Source organism: Noviherbaspirillum sp. Root189, from assembly GCF_001428545.1.
In the GTDB taxonomy this organism is placed as follows: Bacteria; Pseudomonadota; Gammaproteobacteria; order Burkholderiales; family Burkholderiaceae_D; genus Noviherbaspirillum.
In genome coordinates this window covers 51,753-67,633 of the sequence record NZ_LMHZ01000033.1, presented here as the reverse complement: position 1 = coordinate 67,633, position 15,881 = coordinate 51,753, and the positions used below count along the sequence as shown (strand labels likewise).

The window sequence follows — 15,881 nt, the reverse complement described above, 5'->3', positions numbered from 1 at the left end:
CGTCGACCGGCCCCCGCCATGCGAGCTGGCTATACTCGTTGATAGGATGATGAAACAGGGCGGAATCAACCTCTATCTCTAATATCAACAATGTACCGGTAGAAGCATCGCTGATACGCACGTCGATGCGGTTATTACGAAGACGCTCGAGTCAATACCGGCTAATGCGACGCATTGGAGCACACGCACGATGGCACGCGAGATGAATCTGTCGCAAACGGCTGTCTCGCGAATCTGGCGAGCCTTCGGCTTGCAGCCACACCGGCAAGAGACGTTTAAGCTATCGAGCGATCCATTCTTCGTCGACAAGGTTCGCGATATCGTCGGGTTGTACCTAGATCCTCCGCTTAAGTCAATGGTGTTATGCGTAGACGAGAAGAGCTAAATTCAAGCCCTGGACCGAACACAGCCGATCCTGCCGCTGGAACTTGGTATTGCTGAGCGACACACTCACGACTATATGCGCCATGACACGACCACGCTGTTTGCAGCGTTGGACATCGCTACTGGCGAGGTCATTGGCGAATTACATCGCCGTCATCACAGCCGTGAGTTCCTGTAGTTTCCGCGCATCATCGCTTCCATGTTCATTTCACGCCAACTTCAGCATCCTGGCTCAATCAAGTCGAACGATGGTTCTCTACACTCACCGAGAAGTACCTCTGGCGCGACACGCATCGCTCGACACGCCAGCTCGAAGGCGCAATTCGCCGTTACCTGGACGGCTATAACGCTAATCCCCGACCTTTTGTGTGGAGCAAATCCGCCGATGAGGTTTTGGCCAGCATCGAACGATTTTGCATACGCATCCGGAAGACATAGGATAGAAGTCATGAATATCGATACGAATGCCATTGATGAAGCCGTCCTAGCTCTTTCTCAGCTGACTCTGCGTGAGCACAATAGGGCATGGAAAAGCTTCGACTGGGACGCACTAAAGCGACAAATGAACGAGGCCTCATCCACGACTCTGTCAGCAAAGCCAAATCCGTTGCACTCACTGATGAAGGCATGCGTGAGTCAGAGCGGCTCTCTAAACAGCTTTTTACTATTTTTACTAAAATGCAAGGATAAATCTACGAATTTCTGACTCAGGACAATAGGAAAGCCCGGAGCTTTAAAAGCTTGTCAATGTAAATTTGGTAATGAAAGGCAACGGACATGTCGTGATCTTTCGAATAGCCGATTCCTTGATTGCCATAGAAAAGGCACACAACTGCATTGTTCCGACCACATAAGACGAACCGCCTGATGTTCGCCGCAACGTATCTCTTTTGTTGTAAATTTCCTGTAATTAAATTTGCGACACTTTGGTCATGAATTTAACGACAGGGAAACTTGTGTTTCCCAATATTCCACGCAGGAAATATCGCTATAATCAAAGACATAAAGAGGAGGGCAACAGTGTCGCCGAATTTGCCTTCGTACGCCGCGCAAAATAAAGATGGTCAAATTGCATAACGAACATTCGGTTATGAAAATCGATTTCTGATATACCTACATGCTCGGCATATTAGGTTCACCACGCCCAATGCAACATCCTGAGTTGCGTACGCCAAAAAATACACATGAAACTAATTGAATTCAAATGCCAAGATCATCGATTTGGATTGCCGATCGCATGTGTGCGCAGAGCGTTGTTAAGTGCGCAACCTACTGTGCTTCCCGGTGCTCCAGAAGTGGTCCTCGGCGTCCTCAATATTGGCAGCGAAGTTATCACGATCATTGACTTTCGCCGGCGCATCGGATTGCCCGGAGGCGCAATCGATACCTCACAACGATTGATAATCGTGGAGCTGGCGAATTGTTCCGTTGGCTTTCTCGTGGACGATGTGCTGGGGATTACTGACCGGGATGTGTGCGGTCTCGCCGACGTGCCGCAACAGCTTGCGGGAGCGGATTTCGTGAAAGCCATCATACGCCTTGACGATGGACTGTGCATCATCCTAGATCCGGAAAGGTTTTTGTTTGAAGACGAGATAGCATTGCTCCGTAACGCATTAGGAGCGGCCTGAAATGACGGGGCTTGCGTCCAAGCTGGCGCCCTACGCAATAGATCGACTAGCGGGAAAAATTGAAGCGGAAATGGGTTTGTCATTTTCGCACGCGAAGCGGCGTGATCTGCACAACGCCGTCCGACGAATGGCGGAATCACAAGGATTCGGTGACGACGATGCTTGTATCGAATGGTTACTCGACGGTTGCTGGAACAAAGAGAAAAACGACGCCTGTGCATACCATCTGACCATCGGCGAAACATATTTTTTCCGAGAGCCGCGGGCGTTCGATCTGGTACGCGACTACGCTAGAAAGAAGTTTGGCGACTGCGGCCGCAATAATGGCCAATTGCGTATTTGGAGTGCCGGCTGCTGTACCGGTGAAGAGCCCTATTCGATCGCCATGACCATCAGGCAGGCCCTGCCAGAGCAGGGTCTGGACGCAATAAAGATTCTCGCTACCGACATCAACGCCCATCATCTTCGGATCGCCAAAGCGGGTGTCTATCGCCAGTGGTCTTTCCGAAATACGCATGCGGCGTTGCAAAGGACGAATTTTTCGGAGGAGGGCGACAACCAGTTCCGCATAGGTGACCAGATCAGGAAACTGGTCCAGTTTTCGGAACTGAACCTGGCTGCACCTGATTATCCGTCTGTTGCGACGAATACCCACGCAATGGACATTATCTTCTGCCGCAACGTATTGATGTATTTTTCGAAGCAACAAGCCAAGAAAGTTATCGAGCGCTTCCGGCAATGCCTAGTGGATGGAGGGTGGTTAATTGTGAATCCGAGCGAAGCGTCCGCAGAACTATTTCCTGGTTTTGCGCGTGTTTGTTATCCGGATGCCATTTACTTTCAGAAAACTACACATGGGTCGGCGCCGACCGATATTCATCGGGCAAAAAAACCCGCCAGCGTCACGCATTTAAATCCGCCTTCGCCTGTGACGATCGTTGCGGTAACACCGAAAGCACCGAGGCTCAGGAATCCACAATGCAAACCTGAGCAGGCAGTGGCGTCGGAAGGCGACTTGCAAACTGCAGAGATTTTTCATGCGAAGGCACTTCTGGCAATCGAATCCGGCGATCAGCGCGATGCCATGAAGAATCTGAAGCGGGTTGTCTACCTTGACCCGGATTGCATTCTTGCTCACTTTTTGATGGGCGTGCTCCAGTCGGCGCAGAGCAAGCACTCGGAAGCGGCCAGGCAATTTAGCGCGGCAAGCGAACTTCTCGCCAAGCTGAACGGTGACGATATCGTCCCCGGGTCGGATGGCCTGCCGGCTGCCTATCTACAAGAGTCAATACGCTCATATATGGACAAGGCACGATCATGACACGACGACTCTCGCCAGCTGACCGCGTACCCAATATCAACTGGCCAGATATCCATCGTCAGCTCGAACACAGCCGCCAGGCGATGGAAGGCCTGGCCGGTAATGATCGAGACCGGCAAGAAAAAATATTGCGCGAGCGCGCGGCAAGCCTAGCCGCGACCACGTCTTCTGCGGAGCCCGCCGGATCGTCCAATGACAGTATCGAAGTTCTGGTATTTCAAGTGGCCGGGGAGCGTTATGCGTTCGAGACCGCTTATATAGGAAAGGTCTGTCCGATGTTGCCCGTTACGTATATTCCGGGCGTCCCGGATTACGTTGTCGGCATCATCGCCGTATACGGAGACGTACTGTCCGTGATCGACCTGCGCTCATTGCTTGATTTGCCGCTGTCGGGTCTGGCCGAACCTGAGGCCATCGTCGTACTGCGGGGAGAGTCAATGGAGTTCGGCATTCTTGCCGAAGCAATATTAGGACTGGAGCGGTATCCGCTGGAATCACTTCAGCCCAATTTGCCGACCTTGGCCAATATCGAAAAGACTTATTTGAAGGGTGTGGCGACGGATCGGACCGCAGTCCTGGATGCAGTCCAACTATTATCCGATGCCAGGCTGGTCGTCGACATCGATTGAATACCGATAAAACAAAAAACTGCTGAATAGGATTGGATACATGATGAGCATATTATTGAACCTCAGCACTCGTCTGAAACTGCTGCTGGCATTTGGACTCATCGTAGCGTTGATGGCGGGAGTCAGCGCTACTGCTTATCGCGATGCCGAGCGATTGAAGCTGTCGCAGCAAGCATTGTTTCGAGACGACTTTGCAATTGCCTTCGACTTGACAGCCTTACGCAATGTTATCAATCGTGAACGTGTTGTCCTGCTATCGCTGTCCGTTGCCGATGTATCCGAGCAACCGAAGTTCCTCCAGAATCTCGAACAGGAGTCGGCCGAAATCGTCTCCCGCTTGAACAAGCTTTCAGGCCGTAGAGAGAACGATGCCGATTTTCGACAGCAATTCGAACGGCTCAACGATGCATACAGAGAGTATGCCGGGATTCGTGATCGCGAGGTGCTTCCCCTGATCAAATCCGGAAAACGAAGCGAAGCGGGCACAGCAATCGTCGGTTCCTTGCGTGAAAAATTCGAGGAACTGAGAGCAATCGCGGACCAGATCGGCGCTCAGCAGTTTGCCGAAGCCGAGAAACGCATGCGCGACTCCGAAACGCTGGTTGACAATGCGCAGGCCACGCTGGTTGCCGCAAACATTATTGCCATTCTGATTGGGTTGGCGCTGGTTGTCGGGCTGGACCGCATTATTGCGACGCCGCTGCGGCAAGCAACTGCGATTGCCCAGCAAATCGCGACAGGGGACTTGACGGTAAAAGTGTCGCCGTCGAATTCCCTGGACGAAGTGGGCCAGCTGCTGCGCGCCCTTGATTCAATGGTCACCGCCTGGAAGCAACTGATGAGAGAGACGAACACCGGCATTGTCACGCTCAGCGCGGCGGCAAGCGAAATTCTCGCCGGGACCATGCAGGCATCCGCCGGAGCGACCGAAACGGCGGCAGCAGTGAGCGAGACCACCGCGACAGTCGAAGAAGTCAAGCAAACCGCGCTGCTGGCAAGCCAGAAGGCGCGCATGGTATCGGATGCGGCACAACAGGCGGCACGGACAGCGGACGCCGGACGCACGGCGATCGAGGACGGTATCGAAGGGATGCAAACCGTCCAGCAGCAAATGGAATCGATTGCCGAGACGATCGTGCGCCTGAGCGAGCGCAGCGAGGCGATCGGCGAAATCATCGTGGCAGTCGGCGGCCTCGCCGAGCAGTCGAACCTATTGGCGGTCAATGCCGCCATCGAGGCGGCCAAAGCCGGCGACTACGGCAAGGGATTCGCAGTCGTTGCGCATGAAGTTAAAGACTTGGCCGACCAGTCCAGGCAAGCGACCAAGCAGGTGCGCGTGCTGCTCGGCGATATCCAGAAGGCCATCAGTGCCGCCGTCATGACTACCGAACAAGGAGCGCGCGCGGTCGCCAACGGCGTCGAAAAGACCACTGAGGCAGGCAACGCGATCACGATTTTGTCGGAAAGCATCACGGATGCGGCCCAGGCAGCGGCGCAGATTGCTGCTTCCAGCCAACAGCAGCTGGTCGGAATGGATCAGGTGGCGCTAGCAATGGAAAACATTAAGCAGGTAAGCGTCGAGAATGCAGCTGGCTCGAAACAGTCTGAAATGTCGGCGCAAAACCTGAATGAGCTAGGTCAGAAACTCAAGCAAATGAGCGAAAGGTTCAAGCTCTAGGCGTCGCCATGCAAGATCCACATAAAGAGTTCCTTCTCAAATTGCAGAACACCTTCCGGGTTGAAGCGGAGGACCATCTGCAGAGCATCTTGTCGAACATCGTCGTTCTGGAGCAGGGAGTTGACGGGGCCCAAAGGGATTATGTAGAACGCATACTGAGAACCCTCCACACGCTGAAGGGCGCTGCCAGGGCCGTCAACTCGACGGAGCTGGAACACCTTTGTCATGCGCTGGAGGACGTGTTTTCGGCGCTCCGCACGTTAGATCGGACACTTACATCCGAACAGTTCGACTTGCTTCATCAAGGCGGCGGCTTGGCCCGCCAGCTCCTGGTCGAGCCATCCGGCAGGGTACGCAATCAGGTTGCGGCCCTGGGCGTGCGGCTGAATCACCTCTCCAAGGAAATATCCGAGGCCGAAAAGCCTGAAATACTGGCGACTGAAACAAATAACGATACCGGGACGGCCGACTCCGTACATGCCGCCGCATTGCCTGACATTTCCGATACGGTGGACGTGGCGAAGACGGACGTCATCCGTGTTCAGGGAAGGAATCTCGACGCAATTCGCCATCAAGCCGAAGCGCTCCTTTCGGTCGAACTGGCACTGCAGCATCACATCACAGAGCTGCTTGAACTCGCCGACGATATGTCAGACCGGCAAGATGAGCTGCAGGTTGCCGAATCCGTGTCACGGAAACCGGGTGCGCGCATGCGTTCCACCCATGCCAATAAAGACATGACCGGTGGTGCCGTGAAGATTGGTGGCGACGACGGCCAGTTCGAATTTCGATGCCGCCAGTTGGCGACCGCCTTGGGCAGGACCCGTCGCCACTTCGTCGGGATTCGCGACAAACTTATGGAAGCGACTCTTGAAACGGCAATGGTGCCGAGTTCATCGGCGCTGGAGCAATTGCCCGGACTGGTCCGGAACCTGGCTCGCGCCAGTGGCAAGGAAGTGGTTCTCGACATCGAGGGCGGAAGCATACAGATCGATCGGCGCATCTTGAATATCGTTCGCGAAGCATTGATCCATCTGGTAACGAACGCGGTAGACCATGGCATAGAGCCAAGGGAAAGGCGTCTGGCCAACGGAAAATCGGCTGCGGGAAAAATACGGGTCGCGGTGGCCCAGATCGACAGCAACCGGATCGCGGTGGCGGTTTCCGACGATGGTGGCGGTATCGATGTCGACGCCATTGTCGCCGCTGCGCTCAAGAGCGGAAACGTCAATCAAGAACAGGTAACCGGCCTAAGCGAACGGCAAAAATTGCAGCTGGTCTTGCACGTCGGTATTTCCACCAGCGTGGAAGTCACTCCCGTATCGGGACGTGGCGTCGGCTTAGCCGTCGTCGCGGAAAAAGCGGCGTCGATCGGAGGAGGCCTTCGTATCGACACGACCGTGGGCTCAGGATGTTCATTCGAGCTGTTACTGCCGGTGCGGCTTGCAACGGTGAGAGGATTGGTGCTGCGGACCAAGGGGACACGATTCGTATTCCCGCTGTTTGGCGTCGAAGCCGTGCGCGCGCTCCGGGTCGGTGATATCCGGACCGTTGAAAACCGGGAAACGCTTTTGTTTGGGGGGCGCGTGGTGCCGGCCATCCGCCTCGCGAATTTGCTTGGCTTGCACCGTGCCGACTCCGCCCAAAGCAATGGGGAAGGTGTTGCCGTGGTGGCGCATACCGACGGAAACACGTTTGCTTTGCTGGTTGACGAAGTCCTGTTCGAACAAGAGGTCCTCCCTAAGAGCCTAGGCAAGCAATTACGTCGCGTGCGCTGCATTACCGGCGCCGCGCAACTCGGTGACGGCAGTCTTGTGCCAATACTTGCCCTGAAGGATATCGCCAAACGTGGACTTGAGGCGGGCAACGACGCGCCGCCAACGCAGCGCGATCCGGCAAGTACAGCCACGGTTAGGCGGTTGCTTGTGGTGGAGGATTCCATTACATCGCGGCTGTTGTTGAAGCACATACTGGAAAGTGCCGGATACGCGGTCGAGACTGCCATCGACGGCCTGCAGGCGCTATCGAAATTACGGCAGGAGGACTTCGACGCGGTAGTCAGCGATATCGAAATGCCGCATCTTGACGGACTGGCGCTTACCGAGCGCATTCGCGCCAACCCAAAAACGGAAGACCTACCGGTAATACTTGTGACTTCGCTGCAGTCGTCTCAGGAAAAAGAACGGGGCTTGCGTGCGGGTGCCGATGCGTATGTCGTCAAAGGGTCGTTCGATCAGGACAACCTGTTGAAGACGATCCGACGCCTGATATGAGGAGAACCGTGGAATGATCCGGGTGCTGGTAGTGGACGACTCTCCTTCGGTACGCGAGCTGCTGGTGTACATCCTCGGCTCGGATCCCGAGATGGAGATCGTAGGTTGCGCCGTTGATGGCGAAGATGCATTGCGGATGGTGCACGAAAAAAAACCGGACGTCATCACGATGGATCTACATATGCCAAATGTAGACGGCTTCGAAGCCACGCGACAGATCATGGAAACCCGCCCGACGCCGATCGTGATCGTCAGCGGCAGCGAAATACAAGCTGAAATCGACGCCAGCTTCCGGGCCGTCGAAGCCGGCGCCCTGGTGATCGTACAACGTCCTTGCGGTCCCGAAAATGCAGCGTATAACCAGACGGCGCAAGCGCTCATCCGCACCGTAAAGGCTATGGCCGAAGTTCGAGTTGTACGGCGCTGGCCCAAGGGGGCGGGACACAACGCGCGCAAGGTAATCGTGAAGGCTACCCCACCGCAGAAACAGGCGTACAAGCTGGTACTACTTGGCGCCTCTACCGGTGGCCCCACTGTCTTGCGCGACATTCTGGCCGAGTTACCACCTGACTATGCGTTACCCATTGTTATCGTGCAGCATATGTCGGCGGGCTTCATCGGCGGATTCGTGGAATGGCTGTCTTCGGCAAGCGGATTTCCGGTGCGTCTCGCCGCCCATGGCGAACAACTTGTCGGCCGATGCGCTTACCTCGCACCCGACGGATTCCATATCGCAGTGACGCGCGACTTGCATATCGCACTATCGTCCGATCGGCCAGAGCATGGAATGTGTCCTTCGGTGTCGTATCTTTTTCGTTCGATTCACAAGGACTTGCGCAGCGGTACCGTTGCGGTACAGTTGACCGGAATGGGGAAGGATGGTGCACAGGAGCTTCGGCAACTCAAGGACAGCGGTGCCGTCACGATTGTGCAGGACCGCGCTACCTCGGCCGTCTACGGGATGCCCGGCGAGGCAATCAGGCACGATGCGGCCAGACTAATCCTGGCCCCGGCCGAAATTGGCAGGATATTACGTGTTCTGGGCAAACAGCACGTTCCCGGTCTGCCTTTTCTCCAGGACTGAAGGAAAATAATGAAAAACAACGATGTCAGTCGGGATCATATCGTCGATATCCTGATTGTCGAAGACAGCGACACACAGGCAAATCAGATTGCGCACTTATTGTCGTCTGACGGCTATCAGGTGCGGCTGGCAAAAAATGGTCGGCTGGGTCTGGCGGAAGCAAGGGCGGCAAAGCCGACCTTGATCGTCAGCGATATTGCGATGCCGGAAATGGACGGCTTCGACATGTGCCGGAAGCTAAAAGAGGACCGTTCCCTTTGCGACATTCCGGTCATTCTTCTCACCGCACTGAACAGTTTGTACGACGTCATAAAAGGCCTCGACTGCGGCGCGGACAACTTTATCCGCAAGCCCTTCGATGGCAAATACCTGCTCGGACGCATCCGCCTCATCCTGGCCAACCGCGAATTGCGCAGTAACGAAAAAGTCCAGCTTGGCATGCAGGTCAATCTTGGCGGGCAAACGCACTTCATTACGGCCGAGCGCCAACAGATATTCGACCTCCTCATCTCGACCTACGAGGAAGCGATACAGATGACCGAGGAGTTAAGGGCGCAGCAAAATCAGATCGCCAATTCTTATCAGTCGCTGGAAGGCCTATACAGGATCGCCGAGGCGTTGAACCCCGCCATCACCGAGAAGGCGGTCTCGGAGATGGCGCTCGACAGGGTACTTGACCTGCCCGGTGTAATTGGCGGGTGCATAAAGCTGTTCGACTTGGAAGGTAATTTACGTGTGACGTCCATAAGGGATTTCGGAGTGGATCAGGCAGCCCTGGATGCGTGTGTCGAGTGCGCGTGCCGCACGAGGCTGATGGCTGGCGAACTAAGAGCAGCCAAAGTCATTGGCGACTGCGCCGCTCTCTCGCAGTCGCGGCTCACTGGCTCGAATGGCTGTGGTCAAATTAGCGTTCCGCTGACTGCAGGGTCGCACACCTTTGGGCTGCTGGACCTGCTCTACGACCAGACCCCGACGCTCGCAGAAGATAATTTCCGGGTGCTCAATACGGTTGGAAACCAGATCGCCATTGCGCTTGAGCGAGCACATCTTTACCGGAACATGGAAGCACTGGTCAAAGAACGTGCCGAGGCGCTGCAGGCGGAACGCAACCTGCTTTCCGGCGTGGTTAGTACCACAGGTGCGCTGGTGTTCCTGGTGAACACCAGCGGGCGTATTGTGATGTTTAATCCGGCCTGCGAAAACGTGTTGGGGTGGAAATTTGAAGAAGTACGCCAGCGCGTGTTCTGGGAGATATTCCTGGCGCAGGATCGTGCGGAAGCAGCGAGGAAGTTTTTCCTTGATGGCGATTTTGACAAGTTGCCGCATCAGGTTCAGGATGAATGGATAGCGCGCGACGGGAGCATACGCAATGTCATCTGGTCGACGACTGTGTTGAGAAACGCAGGTCAGGAAGTCGAATACTTCCTGGGGACCGGCATTGACGTTACCGAACTGCGGAACGCGGAAGAAAAAGTCCAGTATCTCAGTAACTTTGATGTTCTTACCGGTCTTCCGAATCGCATTCTGTTACGTGACCGGGTCAAGCTACTCCAGGAAAAAATTTTCGCTGACAAGAACGTGATGGGTTTTTTGCTGGTGCATTTCGATCGCTTGCCACTGATACGGGAAAGCCTCGGCAGCAACGCTGAGCACACCTTGCTGCAAGAGATTACCAGCCGCCTTAAAGAATGGGCAAACGGTGAAGACAGCGTGGCACGCTTTGACGACAAGACCTTTGCCATTGTCGCGACAAGGAGGGAACCAAAAGAGCTATCGGTGATTGCACGCCAGATTCTTTCAATAATGAGCGAGCCATTCCACTTCGAACATCATGATTTGCATATCGCGGCAAGCGTGGGGATTACCATTTTCCCCGATGATGGCGACGATTTCGAGCTGTTATCGCAAGGCGCGGAGATGGCAATGCGCCGCGCGCTTGCCAACAAGACGGAAGGCTATCAGTTCTACATGCCCGAACTTAATCGTGGAGCGAACGACCGGTTCAAATTTGAGAGCGCATTGCGCCGCGCACTCGAACGTAATGAATTCCTGCTTCATTACCAACCTCAGGTCGATTTGAAGTCCGGAAAAATCATCGGAGCGGAAGCCCTCGTACGCTGGCAGCATCCTGAGCTCGGATTAATACCGCCGGGGCGATTCATCGGACTCGCGGAGGAAACCGGGCTCATTTTGCCGATCGGGGAATGGGTGTTGCGCAAGGCTTGCGAACAGAGTTGTGCATGGCAACGTGCGGGACTGCCGAAAATTCCGGTAGCTGTCAACCTGTCGGCCAAGCAGTTCTCCGAAAACATCGCGGTCACTGTCAAAAGGATCCTGGACGAGACCGGCCTCGACCCGAGGCTTCTCGAACTTGAGCTGACCGAAAGCCTATCGATGGAAGACCCGGAAAATACCTTTGCAATCCTGAACACGCTCAAGCAAATGGGTATAAGGCTGTCGATCGATGACTTCGGTACCGGGTATTCCAATCTGAACTATTTGAAGCGCTTCCCGGTTGACAAGCTCAAGCTGGATCAAACTTTTGTGCGCGACCTCATTTCCGACCCAGACGATCTGTCGATATCACGGGCCGTGATCGCCATGGCGCACAGCCTGCGACTGAAGGTCATCGCGGAAGGAGTAGAAACGGAAGGCCAACTCGCGCTGCTCGCTCAAAATGGTTGCGACGAGATGCAAGGCTACCTGTTCAGCAGGCCGGTCGACGCCGCTGCCTACGCGCACCTGCTGAGCGAGAAGAAGACCCTCGTGCTCGACAAGCTGCCTCGTCAGCCGTACAAGCGCTCTCTATTGTTCATCGACGATGAGCTAAATGTAGTCGCCGCAATCAAGCGCCTCATGCGTAACAAGGACTACACATTGTACGTCGCGACATGTGCAGCAGAAGCATTTGAAATACTGGCAACCACCGAAGTCGGCGTCGTACTCTGCGATCAGCGCATGCCGGATATGAGCGGTACCGAATTCCTTTCACGCGTCAAGCATATGTACCCTGTGGTGGTTCGCATGGTGCTCAGTGGTTACACTGATTTGCAGTCGGTGACCGATGCAGTCAACCATGGTGCCATTTTCAAGTTTTTAACCAAGCCTTGGGATGAGGAAGAACTGTTCTCCGCGGTTGACGACGCGTTCAGTGAGTTCGAATCCAAGGTAGTTATGCGCAGCGCAGCGTCCTTGTGATCAGCTATCAGAATATGCGCTGACGGCCATTTTAATTGAGTCGATATGTCAAACAAACATTCATCTGCATCTGTCGTATCGCCTGCATGGCTGGTACTGCTGACCGGACTCTTTTTTACTGGGTCGCTTACCGCCCTCGTCAGTAACCTTGAAGTCAATAAGTACCGAGCCGATTTCGAGCGACGCGCGATGATGCGTATCGATGCGGTCCGAAACGGCATGGGAGAAACTGTTGAGGTGCTGTCGGATGTCAATCGACTATTTTCAACAATGTGGCCGGTTGATCATGAACAGTTCCGGAAGTTTACGCGGCCCTTGTTAGAGCGCAATCCGCAGATCCGCTCCATTGCTTTCCAACGTCTGGTTTCTGAGGAGGAAAGACCTGCCTTCGAAGCAGCAATGCGAAAGCGCCATCCGGGGTTCGCTGTTACCGAATTTTCCAACGGAAAGCTTGGTCCCGCAAGCCGGAGGGCACAATACCGTGTCATTGAATACTTGGAACCGATGGCTGGGAACACGGCAGCATTCGGCCTGGATGCCTCTTCGCGCAGGGAACAAGATGTCGTCTGGCAAAGGGCTTGTGCCACCGGGAATGCGTCAGCAACGCCACTGTATCGGCTTGTGCAAGAAATCGGCACGCAGCGCGGCTTTGTGATACTAATGCCGACCTATCACCGCGGAATGCTGCCAAACGATGTAGTGTCGCGCTGTCGCGCTGTTCTGGGCTACACGGCGATCACGCTTGTCGGTTCGGAATTAGTGGAAAAGATCTTGGCTAAACGAAAACTGCTCGGTGTGTCCGGATTCGACATCCGCGTTTATACCGGCACGATTGTCAATCAAGAAAACCTCGCGTTTCATGCAAAAGACGCAATGGCAAGTCAACATGCGTTGTTCGCGTCTGCCATGCGAATCTTCCGCCCCGTGCCGGGACGTATTGAAGAAACCTTCGAGGTTGCGGGAGAACCATGGCACATGGTCGTGTCCGATTCAGCTTCGCCATCGCTAAAAAGTTATTTCCGTACTTTGCTAATGCTTATCGGTGGCCTCATAAGTAGCCTTTTGGCGGCAGCCTACATGCGTGCGCTCACTTCACGATCCGCCCGTGTACAGCAGATAGTACAGGAACGTACTGCTGCGTTGACACAAGCCAATCAAACATTGCAACTGCAAGAACGCGCAATTGAAGCCTGCGTCAACGGAATCATCATCACCAGCTCAATAGGCCCGGACTACCCAATCGAATATGCGAATCCGGCCTTCGAAAAGATGACTGGGTTTTCCGCTACCGAAGTCATTGGACGCAGTTGCAGCATACTTTGGGGGAAAGAGCGCAATCAAGCTGGTGTAAAGGAAATTATTTCTGGTGTCAGAGAAATGCGTGAGGTAAAAACCGTTCTGCGGACCTACCGAAAAGACGGCGAATCGTTCTGGTCCGAGGTTTATATCGCACCCGTTAGAGATAACTCGGGCGAAGCGGGACATTTTGTTGTGGCGCATTACGATATTACAGAAAAAAAGCGCTATGAAAAAGAACTCGAATATCAAGCCAACCATGATTCGTTGACGGGCCTGGCCAATCGCAACCTGTTGCGTGAAAGTCTGCATCAGTCCATCGGACATGCCGTGCGCTATGAGGAAGCGGTGTGGGTCGTCTTCCTTGATCTCGACCGTTTCAAGTTCGTCAACGACAGCTTCGGTCACCATGCGGGCGACGTTTTTCTCAAAACGATATCGGAACGGTTACGATCCGTTGTACGGACGTCCGATACGGTGGCACGCCTGGGTGGCGATGAATTTGTGTTGATTCTGCCGGAACATGCCGGCGAACATCTGACAACAGCAGTCGTGCATCGCATCATGGAAGTGATTACCGAACCAATCGCCGTCGAAGGCCACGAACTATTCCTAAGCTGCAGTGCCGGCATTTCCGTGTATCCGACTGATGGACGTAATCCTGAAGCATTGATTGAGAATGCGGATCTTGCGATGTACCGGGCTAAGGAACTTGGACGCAATAATTTTCAGTTCTATACACCAGTGTTGAACGAGCGCGCCCAGGAGCGCCTGCAGCTCGAGACTGCGTTGCGTGGTGCGTTGGAACGCTCCGAGTTCCTGCTGCACTACCAGCCGCAAGTGGACCTATGCTCAGGTCGGATGGTTGGCGTGGAAGTGCTGCTACGGTGGCAACACCCGGAACTGGGCCTAGTCCCACCGGGCCGTTTTATTGCCCTCGCAGAAGAGGCCGGATTGATCTTGCCGATTGGTATATGGGTGCTGCGTACGGCATGCGCGCAAATCAAAGAATGGCAATCCGCCGGTCTGGGCGATTTGCGCGTCGCCATTAACCTCTCCGTCCGTCAATTCGCGCAACCGGATCTTGTTGGGCTGGTCGCAAATACACTCAAGGAAACCGGACTCGCCGCACATTATCTCGACCTCGAGTTTACCGAAAGCATCGTGATGACCGATGTGGAGCGCGCAGTTGACGTCCTTAACAAACTTCGGGCCTTGGGTGTCAGTTTATCAATCGATGATTTCGGTACCGGTTACTCGAGCCTTGCCTATCTGAATCGGTTTCCCATCAATGTGTTGAAGATTGACCAGTCGTTCGTTCAGAAGATTTCGCCGCAGTCGAACGATGCCGCCATATCTGATGCCATCATTTCGATGGCGCACAGTCTTGGGATCCGGGTCATCGCTGAAGGAGTAGAAACTGAAGCGCAATGCGAGTTCTTGTCACGGAACATGTGCGACGAAATACAGGGTTTCGTATTTTCGAAGCCGCTGGCGCCAAGTGACATGGAGGCACTGCTGCGCGAAGCGCCGCGCTTGCCAGACCGCCTGTTGCGCATGCACAAACGTCCCCGTACCTTGCTGCTGGTGGACGACGAGCCGAATATTCTTGGCGCACTGAAGCGGCAGCTACGCGGGGCCGGTTACCAGATACTTACAGCGCCCGGTGGCAAGGAGGGGTTGGAGTTGCTCTCGACGACGGAGGTGGACGTTATCGTATCCGACCAGCGCATGCCAGGCATGACTGGGGTCGAGTTCCTTCGGGCGGTGAAAACCCTGTATCCAGAAACGGTGCGCATTGTACTATCTGGCTTTACCGAGCTGCAATCAGTCACAGATGCGGTAAATGAGGGAGCGATTTACAAGTTCCTCACCAAACCCTGGGACGACGCGCAGCTGCGGGCGCATATCGACGAGGCATTCCAGCACAAGGAGATGGCGGACGACAACAGGCGCCTTGACCTGGAAGTGCGGACGGCTAATTATGGGTTGGCGCAAGCCAATCGACAGCTGGAAGAGGTGCTAAAGCAACAGCAGCAGCAAATCCAGCACGATGAAATCACACTCGATATCGTGCGCGAAGCATTACAACATGTACCGCTGCCGATTATCGGACTGGACGACGACGAGATCATTGCCTTCACCAATGTCGCCGGGCAGAACCTGTTTAAGGGAGTTGGTTTGATACTCGGCAGCGAAGCCGAGCAGATAGTACCAGAAGTGTTGCATGCGATCCGCGGCGTCGCCGAAGGTGAAAAATGCGTCGCAGAAGTGCATGGCAAACGTTTCGATGTTGTCTCGCGCAGCATGGGCAGAGGCACACAGTCGCGTGGCACGCTCATTACCTTGACGCCCGCTGAATCTGCGTAATGTCCGTCTTCACTTGG

At 54.6% G+C, this 15,881-nt stretch carries 8 protein-coding genes and 2 pseudogenes; all 10 read left to right on the top strand.

Annotation, left to right across the window (positions count from 1 at the left end; genetic code table 11):
* Positions 1-100: 100 nt before the first annotated feature.
* A pseudogene (locus tag ASE07_RS18690) lies at positions 101-822 on the top strand (IS630 family transposase); the annotation flags it as partial.
* Positions 823-832: 10 nt separating this feature from the next.
* Positions 833-1,074: pseudogene (locus ASE07_RS18685) on the top strand (DUF6429 family protein).
* A gap of 494 nt (positions 1,075-1,568) precedes the next feature.
* Complete coding sequence (locus tag ASE07_RS18680) at positions 1,569-2,015, top strand: chemotaxis protein CheW (RefSeq protein ID WP_057292334.1); 447 nt, start codon at positions 1,569-1,571, stop codon at positions 2,013-2,015.
* Between the two features lies 1 nt (position 2,016).
* On the top strand, positions 2,017-3,336 hold the full coding sequence (locus ASE07_RS18675; protein WP_057292333.1) for a CheR family methyltransferase: 1,320 nt from the start codon (positions 2,017-2,019) through the stop codon (positions 3,334-3,336).
* Positions 3,333-3,965: a chemotaxis protein CheW gene (locus tag ASE07_RS18670; RefSeq protein WP_082584280.1), complete on the top strand. Its 633-nt coding sequence runs from the start codon at positions 3,333-3,335 to the stop codon at positions 3,963-3,965. Before ASE07_RS18675 ends, ASE07_RS18670 begins: the two co-directional genes overlap by 4 nt.
* A 40-nt stretch (positions 3,966-4,005) precedes the next feature.
* Positions 4,006-5,643, top strand: a complete 1,638-nt coding sequence (locus ASE07_RS18665) for a methyl-accepting chemotaxis protein (RefSeq protein ID WP_057292332.1) — start codon at positions 4,006-4,008, stop codon at positions 5,641-5,643.
* Positions 5,644-5,651: 8 nt separating this feature from the next.
* Entirely contained in the window at positions 5,652-7,916 is a 2,265-nt protein-coding gene (locus tag ASE07_RS18655; RefSeq protein ID WP_082584279.1) for a hybrid sensor histidine kinase/response regulator, read from the top strand.
* A 13-nt stretch (positions 7,917-7,929) separates the two neighbouring features.
* Positions 7,930-9,000, top strand: a complete 1,071-nt coding sequence (cheB, locus tag ASE07_RS18650) for a chemotaxis-specific protein-glutamate methyltransferase CheB (RefSeq protein ID WP_057292329.1) — start codon at positions 7,930-7,932, stop codon at positions 8,998-9,000.
* Between the two features lie 9 nt (positions 9,001-9,009).
* The gene (locus ASE07_RS18645) at positions 9,010-12,198 is read left to right on the top strand and encodes an EAL domain-containing protein (protein WP_057292328.1); all 3,189 of its coding nucleotides are present in this window, start codon (positions 9,010-9,012) and stop codon (positions 12,196-12,198) included.
* Between the two features lie 45 nt (positions 12,199-12,243).
* Positions 12,244-15,864 (top strand): EAL domain-containing protein, encoded by a 3,621-nt coding sequence (locus ASE07_RS18640; protein ID WP_082584278.1) that lies wholly within the window; start codon positions 12,244-12,246, stop codon positions 15,862-15,864.
* Positions 15,865-15,881 lie beyond the last annotated feature (17 nt).